This is a genomic window from Priestia megaterium NBRC 15308 = ATCC 14581, from assembly GCF_000832985.1.
Taxonomy (GTDB): Bacteria; Bacillota; Bacilli; order Bacillales; family Bacillaceae_H; genus Priestia; species Priestia megaterium.
In genome coordinates this window covers 1,998,690-2,015,028 of record NZ_CP009920.1, presented here as the reverse complement: position 1 = coordinate 2,015,028, position 16,339 = coordinate 1,998,690, and the positions used below count along the sequence as shown (strand labels likewise).

At 38.9% G+C, this 16,339-nt stretch carries 13 protein-coding genes; 12 read left to right on the top strand and 1 reads right to left on the bottom strand.

Annotated features, from left to right (window positions below):
* Nucleotides 1-3 precede the first annotated feature (3 nt).
* From BG04_RS10960 to BG04_RS10930, 7 genes are all read left to right on the top strand, one after another.
* Nucleotides 4-858, top strand: coding sequence for a 3-hydroxybutyryl-CoA dehydrogenase (locus BG04_RS10960; protein WP_016765937.1), 855 nt, complete (start codon nt 4-6; stop codon nt 856-858).
* 12 nt (nt 859-870) lie between these two features.
* Nucleotides 871-1,998 carry an acyl-CoA dehydrogenase gene (locus BG04_RS10955; RefSeq protein ID WP_016765936.1) on the top strand — a complete coding sequence of 376 codons (1,128 nt, stop codon included), beginning with the start codon at nt 871-873 and terminating at the stop codon, nt 1,996-1,998.
* A gap of 12 nt (nt 1,999-2,010) precedes the next feature.
* Nucleotides 2,011-3,144, top strand: a complete 1,134-nt coding sequence (locus BG04_RS10950) for an acyl-CoA dehydrogenase (RefSeq protein ID WP_013059833.1) — start codon at nt 2,011-2,013, stop codon at nt 3,142-3,144.
* 27 nt (nt 3,145-3,171) lie between these two features.
* On the top strand, nt 3,172-3,816 hold the full coding sequence (locus tag BG04_RS10945; RefSeq protein WP_013085484.1) for a TetR/AcrR family transcriptional regulator: 645 nt from the start codon (nt 3,172-3,174) through the stop codon (nt 3,814-3,816).
* Nucleotides 3,813-7,055, top strand: coding sequence for a fused isobutyryl-CoA mutase/GTPase IcmF (gene icmF / locus BG04_RS10940; protein WP_034648251.1), 3,243 nt, complete (start codon nt 3,813-3,815; stop codon nt 7,053-7,055). The genes BG04_RS10945 and icmF overlap by 4 nt, the downstream gene beginning before the upstream one ends.
* A 349-nt stretch (nt 7,056-7,404) precedes the next feature.
* Nucleotides 7,405-7,941: a DNA-directed RNA polymerase subunit delta gene (rpoE, locus tag BG04_RS10935; RefSeq protein ID WP_033580392.1), complete on the top strand. Its 537-nt coding sequence runs from the start codon at nt 7,405-7,407 to the stop codon at nt 7,939-7,941.
* Between the two features lie 320 nt (nt 7,942-8,261).
* Complete coding sequence (locus tag BG04_RS10930) at nt 8,262-9,869, top strand: CTP synthase (protein WP_034648257.1); 1,608 nt, start codon at nt 8,262-8,264, stop codon at nt 9,867-9,869.
* Nucleotides 9,870-9,908: 39 nt separating this feature from the next.
* Here BG04_RS10930 and BG04_RS10925 read toward each other — a convergent pair whose 3' ends face one another.
* Entirely contained in the window at nt 9,909-10,439 is a 531-nt protein-coding gene (locus BG04_RS10925) for a DUF2529 family protein (protein WP_034648260.1), read from the bottom strand.
* A gap of 237 nt (nt 10,440-10,676) precedes the next feature.
* Between BG04_RS10925 and BG04_RS10920 the strand changes: the two genes are divergently transcribed.
* The 5 genes from BG04_RS10920 (at nt 10,677) to rho (ending at nt 16,209) form a co-directional block, all read left to right on the top strand.
* Nucleotides 10,677-11,051, top strand: a complete 375-nt coding sequence (locus tag BG04_RS10920) for a response regulator (protein WP_095380192.1) — start codon at nt 10,677-10,679, stop codon at nt 11,049-11,051.
* 224 nt (nt 11,052-11,275) lie between these two features.
* Entirely contained in the window at nt 11,276-12,133 is an 858-nt protein-coding gene (locus BG04_RS10915; RefSeq protein WP_013059826.1) for a class II fructose-bisphosphate aldolase, read from the top strand.
* Nucleotides 12,134-12,270: 137 nt separating this feature from the next.
* Complete coding sequence (gene fsa / locus BG04_RS10910; RefSeq protein ID WP_013059825.1) at nt 12,271-12,915, top strand: fructose-6-phosphate aldolase; 645 nt, start codon at nt 12,271-12,273, stop codon at nt 12,913-12,915.
* 207 nt (nt 12,916-13,122) lie between these two features.
* Entirely contained in the window at nt 13,123-14,409 is a 1,287-nt protein-coding gene (locus BG04_RS10905; protein ID WP_013059824.1) for a UDP-N-acetylglucosamine 1-carboxyvinyltransferase, read from the top strand.
* A gap of 525 nt (nt 14,410-14,934) precedes the next feature.
* Nucleotides 14,935-16,209, top strand: coding sequence for a transcription termination factor Rho (gene rho, locus BG04_RS10900; protein ID WP_013059823.1), 1,275 nt, complete (start codon nt 14,935-14,937; stop codon nt 16,207-16,209).
* Nucleotides 16,210-16,339 lie beyond the last annotated feature (130 nt).

Here is a 16,339-nt window from a genome sequence, read left to right as displayed (position 1 = left end):
GACTTGAATATTGAAACAGTTATGGTTATTGGAGCAGGTCAGATGGGAGCAGGCATTGCGCAAGTATTTGCTGCGAGCGGATATCAAGTTTCTTTGTATGACGTTGATCAAAAAAATACACAAAAAGGAATAGAAGGTATTGATAAACGTCTGAAAAAGCAGGTGGGAAAAGGTTCTCTCTCAGCTAAGGAATATGAAGAAATTATGGAGCGCCTTCACCTGGCAAACGAAATAACAGCAGCACAAAAAGCAGATTTAATTGTCGAAGCGGTTGTGGAAAAGATGGAAGTCAAGCAAGCCATTTTTGCGGAGTTGGATTCGTTAGCCCCAAATCATACTGTTTTAGCAACCAACACGTCTTCGCTTCCTATTACTGAAATTGCAGCTGTGACCACTCGACCTGAAAAAGTAATTGGCATGCACTTTATGAATCCTGTTCCGGTGATGAAACTCGTTGAAATTATTAGAGGGCTGGCTACTACCGATGAAGTGTATCAAGCAGTCTATGAAACAACGAAAAAATTAAATAAAACCCCGGTGGAAGTTCATGATTTTCCAGGGTTTGTTTCAAATCGAATTTTAATGCCAATGATTAACGAAGCAGTGTTTACGCTCTATGAAGGTGTAGCAAACGAAGAGGATATTGATCAAGTGATGAAACTAGGAATGAACCATCCAATGGGACCTTTGACATTAGCAGATTTCATCGGCCTCGATACATGTTTGTTTATTATGGAAACGCTTCATAAAGGATTTGGTGATGACAAATATCGGCCTTGTCCATTGCTTAGGAAATATGTAAAGGCAGGGTGGCTTGGTCGAAAAACAGGAAAAGGATTTTTTACGTACGAAACATAAAGGAGTGGCGAAATGATCTTTTTTACATCTGAACAACACATGATTAAAAAGATGGTAGCTGATTTTAGTGAAAAAGAAGTCGCTGCGGCTGTGCCAAACATGGAAAAGGGTGAATTTCCTCGAGGTTTATTAAAGCAGATGGCTGATCTGGGTCTGATGGGCATTCCCGTTCCTCAAGTATACGGAGGGGGCGGACTGGACTTTGTGTCGTACATGATTGCCATCCACGAAATATCAAAAGTAAGTCCAGCCCTCGGCGTCATTTTGTCTGTTCATACTTCTGTAGGTACGAATCCTATTGTCGTATTTGGGACGGAAGATCAAAAACAAAAATATGTAAAAAAACTGGCGACAGGTAAATATTTAGGTGCTTTTTGTTTAACAGAACCTAGTGCAGGGTCTGATGCTGCAAGCTTAAAAACAAAGGCAGAACGAAAAGGAGACCACTATCTTTTAAATGGCTCAAAGCTTTTCATTACAAACGGTGGAGAAGCGGATACGTATATTGTATTTGCTAAAACGAACCCCGAACGCGGGTCGAGAGGGATGAGCGCTTTTATCGTTGAAAAGACGATGGAGGGATTTTCAGTAGGAAAAGATGAACATAAGATGGGTCTTCACGGTTCTCGAACGGTTCAACTGCACTTTGAAAATATGCAGGTGCCTGTAGAAAATCGTCTCGGAGAAGAAGGAGAAGGCTTTCGAATTGCGATGGCTAATTTAAATGCCGGAAGAATTGGTATTGCTGCTCAGGCGGTAGGAATTGCTGAAGGTGCGTTAACGGCAGCTAAAAACTATGCAAATGAACGATATCAATTCGGAAAACCGATTTTATCTCAGCAGGGTATTGCCTTTAAACTGGCTGATATGGAAACGGCTGTTGAATCAGCGAAGCTTTTAATGTATAGAGCGGCTTTTTTATATGATCAAAAACTTCCTTGTAAAAAAGAAGCCTCAATGGCGAAATTGTTTGCTTCCCAAACAGCGATGAATGTAGCAATCGATGCGATTCAAGTTTTGGGAGGCTATGGTTATATGAAAGATTATCCAGTAGAGAGGTATTTTCGCGATGCCAAAGTATGCGAAATCTACGAAGGTACAAGCGAAATTCAGCGCATCGTCATTAGCAGTCAATTATAGGGGGGAATAATCATGTTTTTTAAACTTTCAGAAGAACACGAAATGATTCGAAAAATGGTGCGGGACTTTGCCAAAAACGAAGTGGCTCCGACAGCTGCACAACGAGATGAAGAAGAACGTTTTGACAGAGGAATCTTTACGCAAATGGCTGATCTAGGATTAACAGGTATTCCATGGCCGGAGCAATACGGAGGAATTGGCAGTGACTATCTAGCATATTGCATTGCCGTTGAGGAACTGTCTAGAGTATGTGCATCGACAGGCGTTACGTTGTCGGCTCATACTTCTCTAGCCGGCTGGCCAATCTATACATTCGGAACAGAAGAACAAAAACAAAAATACCTGAAACCTATGGCAACGGGTGAGAAAATAGGTGCTTATGGATTAACCGAACCGAGTGCTGGATCAGACGCAGGAGGAATGAGAACGCTCGCTGTAAAGGACGGAGAAGATTATATTTTAAATGGTTCTAAAATCTTTATTACAAACGGCGGCGAAGCGGATATTTACGTCGTATTTGCTCGCATCGACCCCAATGAAAAACGCACGAGCGCTTTTATTATTGAAAAAGATATGCCGGGATTTTCAGTTGGTAAAAAAGAAAAGAAACTGGGTATTCGCTCTTCACCTACCACAGAAATTATTTTCGAGGACTGCCGTGTTCCAAAAGAAAATTTGCTGGGAAATGAAGGAGAAGGATTTAAAGTTGCGATGATGACACTAGATGGCGGCCGAAATGGCATTGCAGCGCAGGCTGTAGGAATTGCTCAAGGGGCATTAGATGCGGCCGTAGCTTATGCCAAGGAACGTCAGCAATTTGGTAAGCCAATTATTTCTCAGCAAGGAATTGCTTTTAAGCTAGCTGACATGGCCACGAGTATAGAAGCTGCCAGACTGTTAACCTATCAAGCTGCTTGGCTGGAGTCTCAAGGGCTGCCATATGGCAAAGAATCAGCCATGTCAAAATTATATGCCGGGGATACAGCAATGAAAGTAACGACAGAAGCTGTTCAAGTATTTGGAGGATACGGTTATACAAAAGATTATCCAGTAGAACGTTTTATGAGAGATGCAAAAATCACGCAAATTTATGAAGGCACACAAGAAATTCAGCGTCTTGTCATTTCTAGGTATCTTGCTAAATAAAACACTTGTTGTAGGAGAGGTGAAAAAATGAAAAAGAGAGAAGTTCTCACATCCATTAAAGATGAAAAGCTGATTGTAGAGCGTCGTAATCAAATGATTAAAGGGGCCGTCACGCTATTTAAGGAAAAAGGTTTTCACCGAACAACAACAAGGGAGATTGCCAAAGCCGCTGGGTTTAGCATTGGTACGCTTTACGAATATATTCAGTCTAAAGAAGATGTTTTATATCTTGTATGTGACAATATTTATGATGAAGTGAGAGAGAGATTAGAAGAGATGGTAGTGGATCGTTATACAATCTCTGAGCTTCAACAAGCGATTCAGCACTATTTTAAAGTTGTGGATGAGCTTCAAGATGAAGTATTAGTCATGTACCAAGAAGCGAAATCGCTGTCTAAAGATGCGCTTCCATATGTATTAAAAAAAGAGCTGGATATGGTTGAAATGTTTAAGGTTATTATCGAAGGCTGCGTAGAAAACAATCAATTTGCACTTACGGATAAAGAAATTTCGCTGTTCGCTCATCATTTATTTGTTCAAGGTCAGATGTGGGCATTTCGCAGATGGTGGCTGCAAAAGCATTATTCATTAGAAGAATATACAAATATGCAGTTAGATTTTTTACTTAAAAATTTTTCATTTCAACAACTGTGTGAGGGGGAGACAGTTTGAATACAAGCAAAAGACCGCTTCGTTTTTTAACCGCTTCTAGCCTGTTTGACGGCCACGACGCGTCCATTAATATTATGAGACGAATTCTTCAAGCCAAGGGGGTAGAAGTCATTCACCTGGGGCATAACCGATCTGTTGAAGAAATTGTTAACGCTTCCATACAAGAGGATGTTCAGGGGATTGCTATTTCTTCTTATCAAGGCGGCCACGTAGAATATTTTAAGTATATGTATGATTTAATCCAAGAACAACAGGCTTCTCATATTAAAATTTATGGAGGAGGAGGAGGGGTCATTATTCCGAGTGAGATTCAAGAGCTTCATGATTACGGCATTTCTAAAATCTTTTCTCCGGAAGATGGACGAAAAATGGGGTTAGAAGGCATGATTCAATTCATGATCGATGATTGTTATTACACAAATCCCCCTGCACTGCCGAAGGATCGAACCTTAACGCCGGCTAATAACCGTTTAATTGCCCAGCTTATTACATGCGCTGAAAATGAAGCCTATGAATACACAAAAGAGCATGCAGCCGCTCTTGAAGAAATCCGAGGAAGTGTAATCGAAAGCGAGACGGATCAAAAAATACCGGTTATTGGAATCACAGGAACGGGAGGAGCGGGGAAAAGTTCACTTACGGATGAATTAGTAAGAAGGTTTATTGAACATATTCCAGATATTCATGTAGCTGTCTTATCCGTCGATCCAACTAAACAAAAAACCGGAGGAGCGCTTCTTGGGGATCGAATTCGCATGAACATCGCAGCGTCTCCTCGTGTGTATATGAGAAGTTTGGCCACGCGCTCATCTGGACATGAGCTATCGGCGGCCATTCGAGATGGAATTGCCGTCGTGAAAAAAGCGGGTTTCGACATTATCATTGTCGAAACAAGCGGCATCGGGCAAGCTGATGCTCAAGTCAAAGATATTGCAAACGTCTCTCTGTATGTAATGACAAGCGAATTTGGCGCGCCGTCGCAGTTAGAAAAGATTGAAATGATTGATTACGCAGACTTTATTGTAATCAATAAATTTGAAAAAAAAGGTTCCGAAGACGCAAAAAAACAAGTGCAGCGTCAATATCAGCGTAATCATCAGCTGTTTGAAAATAATCTCTCTACGATGCCAATTTACGGAACAATTGCGAGTCAGTTCAACGACGGGGGAACAAATATTTTATTTGAAGATCTTGTAAATCATCTGCATCAAACATGCCGTACGTCTTGGCACGTAGAAAAATCATCAGAGCGCGTAAGTGAAAAGAAATATACCATCATTCCTAATGATCAACAGCAATATTTACAGGAGATTGTAAACAGCGTTCGCTCTTATCACCGCAATACGGATGTTCAAGTGCAAACAGCGCGTAAATTTTATCAGCTAGAGGGTGCTTTGGAAGAAGTGGAAACAGAAACGGCCAAGCAAGAGCTCACTCAGCTAAAGGAGAAATATCAAAAACGGCTAACGGCTGAATCGATTGAAAAGCTGGAAAACTGGCCTAAATTAAAAAGTCAGTATCGGCAAGAAGAACTTATTACAAAGATAAGAAATAAAGAAATTAAAACCTCTCTGCAAGTTGATACCCTATCGGGACTGCGTATTCCGCGCGTGGCCCTTCCAAAAGTTGAAGAATACGGGGAAGTTCTTCGTTTTCTTTATAAAGAAAATGTGCCAGGTGCGTTTCCTTATACAGCAGGTGTTTTTCCGTTTAAACGAAAAGGAGAAGATCCTAAGCGCCAATTCGCAGGCGAAGGAACACCAGAACGAACGAATCGCCGCTTTCACTATTTGTCAAAAGATGATGACGCTAAGCGTTTAAGTACAGCGTTTGATTCTGTAACGCTTTATGGAGAAAATCCGGATCCAAGGCCGGATATCTTCGGGAAAATTGGCGAAAGCGGCGTAAATGTCTGTACGCTTGATGATATGAAACTCTTGTATAAGGGATTTGATCTTTGCCATCCGTCGACTTCCGTTTCGATGACGATCAATGGGCCGGCTCCAATATTACTAGCTATGTTTATGAATACAGCTATCTGTCAGCAGGTGGAGAAGAAGGAAGAGGAGATGAAGCGTCCTTTAACAGAAGAGGAATACGAGGACGTAAAATCGGGTACGTTGAAACAAGTGAGAGGAACCGTTCAAGCGGATATTTTAAAAGAAGATCAAGGGCAAAATACGTGTATTTTTTCCACGGAATTTGCATTGAAAATGATGGGAGATATTCAGCAGTACTTTATTGACGAGAAAGTGCGCAACTATTATTCTGTTTCTATTTCAGGCTATCATATAGCTGAAGCAGGGGCTAACCCGATTTCTCAGCTCGCGTTTACATTGGCCAACGGCTTTACGTACGTGGAATATTACTTGAGTCGAGGCATGCACATTGATGATTTTGCTCCTAATTTATCGTTTTTCTTTAGTAATGGACTTGATCCTGAATACACAGTTATTGGACGTGTAGCGAGAAGAATCTGGGCAATTGTGATGCGTGATAAATACGGCGCGAATGAACGCAGTCAAAAGCTTAAGTATCATATTCAAACATCCGGCCGATCGCTTCATGCACAGGAAATTAACTTTAATGATATACGTACGACGCTACAAGCCTTAATGGCCCTTCATGACAACTGCAACTCTCTTCATACCAATGCGTATGATGAAGCAATTACAACGCCGACAGAGGAATCTGTACGAAGAGCGATGGCCATTCAATTAATCATTACAAAAGAGCATGGATTAACTAAAAATGAAAATCCACTACAGGGCTCTTTTATTATTGATGAACTAACAGACTTGGTAGAAGAAGCGGTATTGGCTGAGTTCCAACGCTTAAATGATCGAGGCGGCGTTTTAGGTGCGATGGAAATGCAGTATCAGCGAGGTAAGATTCAAGATGAATCGATGGAATATGAGATGCAAAAACATACGGGAGATTTACCTATTATAGGAGTAAATACGTATATTAATCCAAATGAAGAGGAAAATTCCTCAGTTGATGACATGCAGTTAGCCCGCGCATCAAAAGAAGAAAAAAATCATCAAATTAATCAGCTTCAGAAGTTTCAACAGCAGCATAAAGAAAAAAGAGAAGATGCGCTGAAAAGGTTAAAGAAAGCTGCAACAGAAGGAGAGAACATTTTCAAAGAGTTAATGGAGACCGTTAAAGTAGCCAGCTTAGGAGAAATTACGCGAGCTTTATATGAATGCGGTGGGCAATATCGTCGAAATATGTAATAATGTATCGTTAGTATATAGTGATATATTAAAAGCCGCGATGACCATTTTTGGTCATCGCGGCTTTTATAGACTTAACCCTAACGGACTCAGAACAACTGATGGTGAATTCCTTTTGGTCAAAGGATGCTGTTGGTATATCAAGTAGAATGTATTATAGTAATAAAATGTCTATTTTTTCGTTGTTTTATGCGAAATTCTCGAGAATTTTAGAAACGAGGCTAGCATAAATGTATTGAATTTGTTTATAATGAATGGTATGTATTTATTCGTTTCCATCATTTACACATATGATGAATTGATTTAATAGATTTTCGATATACATAGCCATAGAAAGGATGTGCCAGATTTGAGTTTAGCACAGTACTCAAAAACGGATTTAAAAGAAATGTCGATGATTGAGATTGCTTACGCGCTTCTAGAAGAAAAAACAGATCGTCAAGCAATGTCATTCCAAGAAATTATTGCTGAAATTAAAGCAGCAGCGGAAATGTCAGATCAAGAATTAAAAACGAGATTAGCTCAGTTTTATACAGATATTAATATTGATGGTCGCTTTTTAACAGTAGGGGACAACCACTGGGGTCTTCGTGGATGGTATCCTTTTGACCAGGCTGAAGAAGAAGTTATTCCGGTTGCAAAACCTAAAAAGAAAAAAGCGAAAAAAGCTGTTGTTGAAGAAGTTGAAGACTTTGATGATCTAGAAGAAGATTTAGATTATGAAGATGTTGACGATCTAGACGAAGAAGAAGATTTTGAAGACATCGACGAGCTAGAAGAAGATGAAGATGATCTTGCAGAAGACGATTTTGACGATTTAGAAGATGATCTAGACGATGATGAGGAAGATGAAGAAGACGATTATGAGGACGAAAAAGAAAAATAATCCTTCTTGACTTTTTCAAGCGAAGTAGGTAGAATCTTTTTTGGGCTCTTTAAACAAGCATTTAAAAAGTTTTTATTTAAAATAGACTATTGCTCCCAATCCAGTTTTGGTATTGGGAGCAATTTTTTTATTTTATGTATCAATGTTTTACACCCCGATATGTTCTTATAAATCCTTGATAGAAACTTTCTTTTGGTTCTTGAACGTTTCACATTCATAAGGTTTCTTATAATTTCGCATGCACAATGAATGAATTGTGATTGTTTATGTGAAAACTTTTAATATTGTACAGTTCAAATTATTTAGAGGGGGAAGTATAGATGACAAAGTATATTTTCGTAACAGGCGGTGTTGTATCATCTCTAGGAAAAGGGATTACAGCAGCTTCTTTAGGCCGTTTATTAAAAAACCGTGGGTTGAACGTAACGATTCAAAAGTTTGATCCATACATTAACGTAGACCCAGGAACAATGAGTCCATACCAACACGGTGAGGTATTCGTAACAGATGACGGCGCGGAAACAGACTTAGACTTAGGTCACTATGAGCGTTTTATCGATATCAACTTAAATCGCTACAGCAATGTAACAACAGGTAAAGTATATTCAACAGTATTGAAAAAAGAGCGTCGCGGTGATTATTTAGGCGGAACAGTTCAGGTTATTCCGCACATCACAAATGAAATTAAAGAGCGCGTTTTCCGTGCAGGCAAAGAAACAAACGCAGATGTTGTTATTACTGAAATCGGCGGAACGGTAGGAGATATTGAATCACTTCCTTTCCTAGAGGCTATTCGTCAAATCAAAAGCGATATTGGCCGTGACAACGTTATGTATATTCACTGTACACTTGTGCCATATTTAAAAGCCGCTGGTGAAATGAAAACAAAACCAACACAGCATAGTGTAAAAGAATTACGTAGCTTAGGTATTCAGCCAAACGTAATCGTTGTTCGTACAGAAATGCCAATTTCTGAAGATATGAAAGATAAGCTAGCTTTATTCTGCGACATTGATCCAAAAGCAGTTATTGAGTGTGCAGACGCTGAAACATTATATGAAATTCCACTATCTCTACAAGAGCAGCACTTAGATCAAATCACATGCGATCACTTGAAATTAGATTGCAAAGAAGCAGAAATGACTGAGTGGAAAGCATTGGTTGAGAAAGTAAAAGGACTTTCAAATACGACAAAAATCGCATTGGTTGGTAAGTATGTAGAGCTTCAAGATGCTTATATTTCTGTCGTGGAAGCAATGAAACATGCTGGATATGCATTCGATGCAGATGTAAACATCAAGTGGGTAAATTCTGAATTTGTAACAAAAGAAAATGTTCAAGATTTACTTGGTGATGTAGATGGTATCTTAGTTCCAGGTGGATTTGGTGATCGTGGAATTGAAGGTAAAATTGTAGCAACACAATATGCACGTGAGCAAAAGGTTCCATTCTTAGGTATTTGCTTAGGTATGCAGCTGGCATCAGTTGAGTTTGCGCGTAATGTATTAGGCTTAGAAGGCGCACATTCAGCGGAAATTGCACCTGGAACAAATTATCCAATTATTGACTTATTACCAGAACAAAAAGACGTAGAGGACCTAGGCGGTACATTGCGTTTAGGACTATACCCTTGTAAATTGTCTGAAGATACGCTTGCATATGAAGCATATCAAGATGAAGTGGTATATGAGCGTCATCGTCACCGTTATGAATTTAATAACGAATACCGTCAACAAATGGAAGAGAAAGGCTTTATCTTCTCTGGTACAAGCCCAGACGGCCGTTTAATTGAAATTGTAGAGCTAAAAGACCACCCATGGTTCTTGGCTTCGCAATTCCACCCAGAGTTTACTTCTCGTCCAACAAGACCGCAACCATTGTTCAGAGAATTTATTCGCGCATCAATGGAGTCAGGCCAAAACAAATAAGTGAAATAAAAAACACGCTGTCTTTAGACAGCGTGTTTTTTATTCATATTCTTCTACGATTTCTTTTAGTGTGAAAGTTAAACCGTAGTACGCGTATAAAGCGACCATCATTGCTGGAAAACCAAATCTTGAGCCGTCTTCTCCAGGAATAAGCGGCTTTAACAATTTTGTATCAATATGAGCATCTGCGAGTGCTGTTAAAGAAGGTTCGGCTATCTCTTTAGGAACAGCCGCAATGCTAACAAATGGAATATCCCGTTTCTTTAAACGTTCAGCTATTTCCATTGCTTTATTATCTGTTGAAAATCGAGAGACAAGCAGTACGCGATCAACGCTAGTCAGCTGATCTAATTCATGTAAAGGCAAAGCTTTTGCCTGACTTAAAGGTTCTGCACTGCTTAGTGCTTCAAGCGTAATGGCGTGCATTTCTTCTACACCATAAATATAGATAAATCCTTCTCCGACAGAGGCCTGTGCTAAAATACGCGCTGCATCTTCAAATTGGAATTCTTCTTGTTCTTCAATTCGTTTAAAAAAACCTGAAAGTTGAGTTGTGAAAATTTTAAGCATAGAATCTCCCTTCGATTTAAGCGGCTAAAGCCGTCTATCTACACAGTATAACGAAAAAAGCTATCTGTATTCTATCTTGAAATGAGCTACAATGAAAGTAAAGTGCAATGAAGTTGGATGGATGACAAAAAAAGCTATGTTTTGTAACAATTTCTCTAATAAGCAGGGATTTTTGTTTTAAAGGCGAAATACATATGTTAGTTTTGTCTGTAGAAGAGGAATATAAAAGGTGGGATTATATTGGCAGAGAAAATTTTAATTGTTGATGATCAGTATGGTATACGTATTTTATTAACGGAAGTGCTGCAAAAAGAAGGCTATACGACATTTCAAGCGGCGAACGGCTTCCAGGCGATTGATATTACAAAAGAGCAAGCACCGGATCTTGTCTTATTAGATATGAAAATTCCAGGAATGGATGGAATTGAAATTTTAAAAAGGTTAAAGCAGCACGATGAAGCAATTAAAGTCATTATTATGACCGCTTATGGTGAATTGGATATGATTCAAGAAGCAAAAGATTTAGGAGCATTAACACACTTTGCAAAACCGTTTGATATTGATGAAATCCGAAAAGTTGTTAGGGAATATATACCAGTAAAGTCGAATTAAGGTTTTGGTAGGGTTTTCATCCTAACAAATTTTGAATATCAGCCTAAAAATGTTGCTGTTTTCATTGTTAGTTGGTATCCTAATTACTGTATTCATAATTCGACAATCTATTATGTAAAGATGCGCGTTGTTTCTACATGAAACACTCAATTCAAGAGCATACTATTTGAGTGTGCCTTTTGGTTAGCATCTAATCTAAGGTTGATTTTAAGGAGGATTTCAATATGCCTTTAGTATCAATGAAAGAAATGCTTATTACAGCAAAAGAACAAGGCTATGCAGTAGGTCAATTTAACTTAAATAACTTAGAGTTTACTCAAGCTATTCTTCAAGCAGCAAAAGAAGAAAACTCTCCAGTTATTCTTGGTGTATCTGAAGGTGCAGCACGCTACATGGGCGGTTTCAAAACTGTTGTAGCAATGGTTGAAGCTCTAATCGAAGATTACGACGTTCAAGTACCAGTTGCAATTCACTTAGACCACGGTTCAAGCTTTGAATCATGTGCAAAAGCAATCCATGCTGGATTCACTTCTGTAATGATCGATGCTTCTCACCATCCATTTGAAGAAAACATTGCAATTACTTCTAAAGTAGTTGAACTAGCTCACTTCCACGGAGTATCAGTAGAAGCAGAACTAGGAACTGTTGGTGGACAAGAAGACGACGTTATTGCTGAAGGCGTTATCTATGCAGATGCTAACGAGTGTGAAGAACTTGTTAACCGTACAGGTATCGATTGCTTAGCTCCAGCATTAGGATCAGTTCACGGACCATACAAAGGTGAACCAAACCTAGGTTTTGCTGAAATGAAAGAAATCGGAGATCGTACAGGCTTACCATTAGTTTTACACGGTGGAACTGGTATTCCAACAAAAGATATCCAAAAATCAGTTTCTTTAGGTACTGCTAAAATCAACGTAAACACTGAAAACCAAATTGCTTCAGCTAAAGCTGTTCGTGAAGTATTAGCTGCGCAACCTGAACAATATGATCCACGTAAATACTTAGGACCTGCTCGCGAAGCAATCAAAGAAACGGTTCAAGGTAAAATGCGTGAATTCGGTTCTTCTAACAAAGCATAATTTGAAATCTTCGGATTGCCTGTTTGCAGTTAGTTGATTCTGAAAAATAAAACCGTCTTATTTTTATTGTAAGGCGGTTTTATTTTTACTATAATTTTCTTATCATTCTGAATACATAACACAGGGGGATGGCATTCATGAAGTTTTTTATTGATACGGCTAATTTAGACGAAATTAAGGAAGCGCATTCATTGGGTTTGTTAGCGGGGGTTACAACAAATCCTAGTTTAGTAGCTAAAGAGAACATCACGTTTGAAGATCGTCTTCGTGAAATTACAGAGTTCGTTGAAGGGTCTGTAAGTGCAGAAGTGATTGCGCTTGATGCAGAAGGCATGATTCGCGAAGGAAAAGAGCTTGCTGCGATTGCGCCGAATATCACAATCAAGGTACCGATGACTCCAGATGGCTTAAAAGCAGTAAAAGAATTTACTAGTTTAGGTATTAAGACAAACGTTACGCTTATTTTCTCAGCTAACCAAGCGTTAATGGCAGCAAGAGCAGGTGCTACTTACGTATCGCCTTTCTTAGGAAGATTAGACGATATTGGTTTTAATGGTCTCGATTTAATCTCAGATATCGCAGATATTTTTGCGATTCATGACATTCCATCAGAAATTATTGCAGCATCTATTCGTCATCCGATGCACGTAACAGAAGCTGCAAAAAATGGAGCACATATTGCGACAATTCCTTACAAAGTTTTAATGCAATTGTTCAAACATCCGTTAACAAACGCAGGAATTGACCAATTTTTGGCAGATTGGGAAAAACGAAATGTCTAAACATGTATAAATTTGTGTGGCGTTTACCATCCTGACAGGTGAATGCCATATTTTTCTTTTATCTTGTCGAAACTATACATGATTTTTTCATTTTCGTGTACACTAGTAGGTAATAGGAAAAATAACCATTCTTTTAGGTATTCTTTGTACCAAAATTTTCCTCAATTACTAGGTGAGAAACTTTCTTTCACTAGAAGGGAGCTATAAATGGAAAAGTTAAAAATACAAGGTGGCTTTACCTTAAGTGGATCCGTCCGCGTCAGTGGTGCTAAAAATAGTGCCGTTGCGCTTATTCCAGCAACAATTTTAGCCGAGTCACCTGTTACAATTGAAGGTCTGCCCGATATTTCAGACGTGCAGTTATTAGGGGATTTAGTTGAAGAAATTGGTGGGAAAGTAACCATTGATAACGACGAATTAACAGTAGATCCATCCGGAATGGTTGCAATGCCTTTACCGAACGGAAAAGTAAAAAAATTACGCGCTTCTTATTATTTAATGGGGGCGATGTTGGGACGCTTTAAAAAAGCGGTAGTTGGGCTTCCAGGAGGCTGTTACCTTGGTCCTAGACCAATCGATCAGCACATTAAAGGCTTTGAAGCTCTTGGCGCTAAAGTAACAAATGAGCAAGGAGCCATTTACATTCGAGCTGAGGAACTGATTGGTGCTCGAATTTATTTAGACGTTGTTAGCGTAGGAGCAACAATCAATATTATGCTCGCTGCTGTAAGAGCAAAAGGGCGTACCGTTATTGAGAATGCTGCTAAAGAGCCTGAAATTATTGATGTAGCTACGTTGCTGACAAGTATGGGTGCCCGTATTAAAGGTGCAGGTACGGATGTTATTCGAATTGATGGAGTAGATCAATTAAAAGGATGCCGTCATTCCATCATTCCAGACCGAATTGAAGCAGGCACGTATATGATCATGGGAGCGAGTATGGGAAAAGAAGTTGTTGTGGACAACGTTATCCCTCAGCATTTGGAGTCATTAACGGCTAAAATGCGTGAAATGGGTATTCATATCGAAACAAGCTCAGATCAAATTCTTGTAGCGACTCGTCAGCTATTGAAGCCCGTAGATATTAAGACGCTAGTATATCCAGGTTTTCCAACTGATTTACAGCAGCCATTTACGACGCTTCTAACAAGAGCGTCTGGTACAAGCGTTGTGACAGATACAATTTACGGTGCAAGGTTTAAGCATATTGATGAGCTGAGACGAATGAATGCATCTGTTAAGGTAGAAGGACGTTCTGCTATTATTAATGGTCCCATTCACTTACAAGGTGCACGTGTGAAAGCGTCGGACTTACGAGCAGGAGCAGCTCTCGTAACGGCTGGCTTAATGGCCAAAGGGATTACAGAGGTAACGGGTTTAGAGCACATTGACCGAGGTTACAGCCATTTAGTAGACAAGCTATCGGATTTAGGGGCAATGATTTGGCGTGAAGAGATGACTCAAGAGGAAATTGAGCAATTTCAAAATTCATAAAGGCAAATCGGTGCCACAGTCATGAAAGCAAAGTTTAGAAATGAGCTTTTTAATAAGCTACACAGGCGTAGGAGCGTTCTTCTATCTCTGTGTAGCTTATATATTTATGAATAGGGTAAATAGATAAAAAGGGAAGCTAAAAGGTAAATTTCACTTCTTATTTTAACGTCCAGTTTATTTCCTTTAATGTGAAATTATGAAAAGGTTTTCCTCGCTTCTCGTAAGCTATTAAATTTCCTTTTTTTTATTCATCTTCTAAAGTAAAAAAAGATTGATTAAAAAGATAGAAAAAGGTTAGAATATAAATTGCTACGTTAAATTTATCAAGATAATATAAATGGTTTTATGTCGGAATTATTCTTCTAAAAGTGTATAGTTAATCAATTGATTCTACTTATTATACTTCAAAGGTTATATTCTCCATTTTCACAGATTTATTCCATCCATATCATCTCTCAATTTTATATTTGAATTTAATATGGGAGGAACGGTTAAAAATTATTCATTATAAAGCGTGGTGTCCTAATGAACTTAACATTATCCAGTTTAGAAAATATGAAATTAAAAGAGCTGTATGAACATGCTCGTGAGTATAAAGTTTCGTACTATAGTAAATTAACGAAAAAAGAACTTGTCTTTGCTATTTTAAAGGCTCAAGCTGAACAAGATGGGCTTTTATTTATGGAAGGCGTTCTTGAAATTATTCAGTCAGAAGGATTCGGTTTCCTACGACCAATTAACTATTCACCGAGTTCAGAAGATATTTATATCTCAGCTTCACAAATTCGTCGCTTCGATCTGCGTAATGGAGACAAGGTATCGGGGAAAGTTCGTCCTCCAAAAGAAAATGAGCGTTACTACGGATTATTACATGTAGAAGCGGTAAACGGAGAAGATCCGGAAACGTCAAAAGATCGCGTGCATTTTCCAGCGCTAACGCCTATTTATCCAAATGAACAAATGCTGCTAGAAACTCAGCCAAGAAGTTTCTCTACGCGTATTATTGACTTGATTTCACCAATTGGATTTGGGCAAAGGGGACTAATTGTCGCGCCGCCAAAAGCAGGTAAAACGATGCTGTTAAAAGAAATTGCCAATAGCATTACAACGAATCATCCTGATGCAGAATTGATTGTTCTTCTTATTGATGAACGTCCTGAGGAAGTGACGGACATTGAGCGTTCGGTTGACGGTGATGTTGTCAGTTCTACATTTGACGAAGTGCCAGAAAACCACATTAAAGTAGCGGAACTTGTACTTGAACGTGCGATGAGATTAGTCGAACACAAAAAAGATGTTGTCATTTTGATGGATAGCATCACAAGACTTGCTCGTGCTTATAACTTAGTTATTCCACCGAGCGGTCGTACACTATCAGGGGGTATTGACCCGGCTGCTTTTCACCGTCCAAAACGATTCTTTGGAGCTGCTCGTAACATTGAAGATGGAGGCAGCTTAACCATTCTAGCAACAGCCTTAATTGATACAGGCTCTCGTATGGATGATGTTATTTATGAAGAATTTAAAGGTACAGGTAACATGGAACTGCATCTAGATCGTTCACTAGCTGAAAAACGTATCTTCCCTGCGATTGACATTCGTCGCTCAGGCACACGTAAAGAAGAGCTGCTAATTCCAAAAGAGCATTTAGACCACTTATGGGCAATTCGTAAATCAATGGCAGATGCTCCTGATTTTGCAGAAAAATTCTTAAAACGTTTACGTCAAACAAAGACAAATGAAGAATTCTTCTCGATGTTAACGGAAGAGAAAAAAACGCTTCTAGCAAATAAACGATAAGTTATAAAACATGTGGTTGCAAAAGCATACAACCCTTGTTATAATTTCATCATGTGTGTTGATAAAGTACACAGTGAAATAGTTATTATTTCATCACTATCTTTATCAATAAACTCTGTTTCAGAATGAT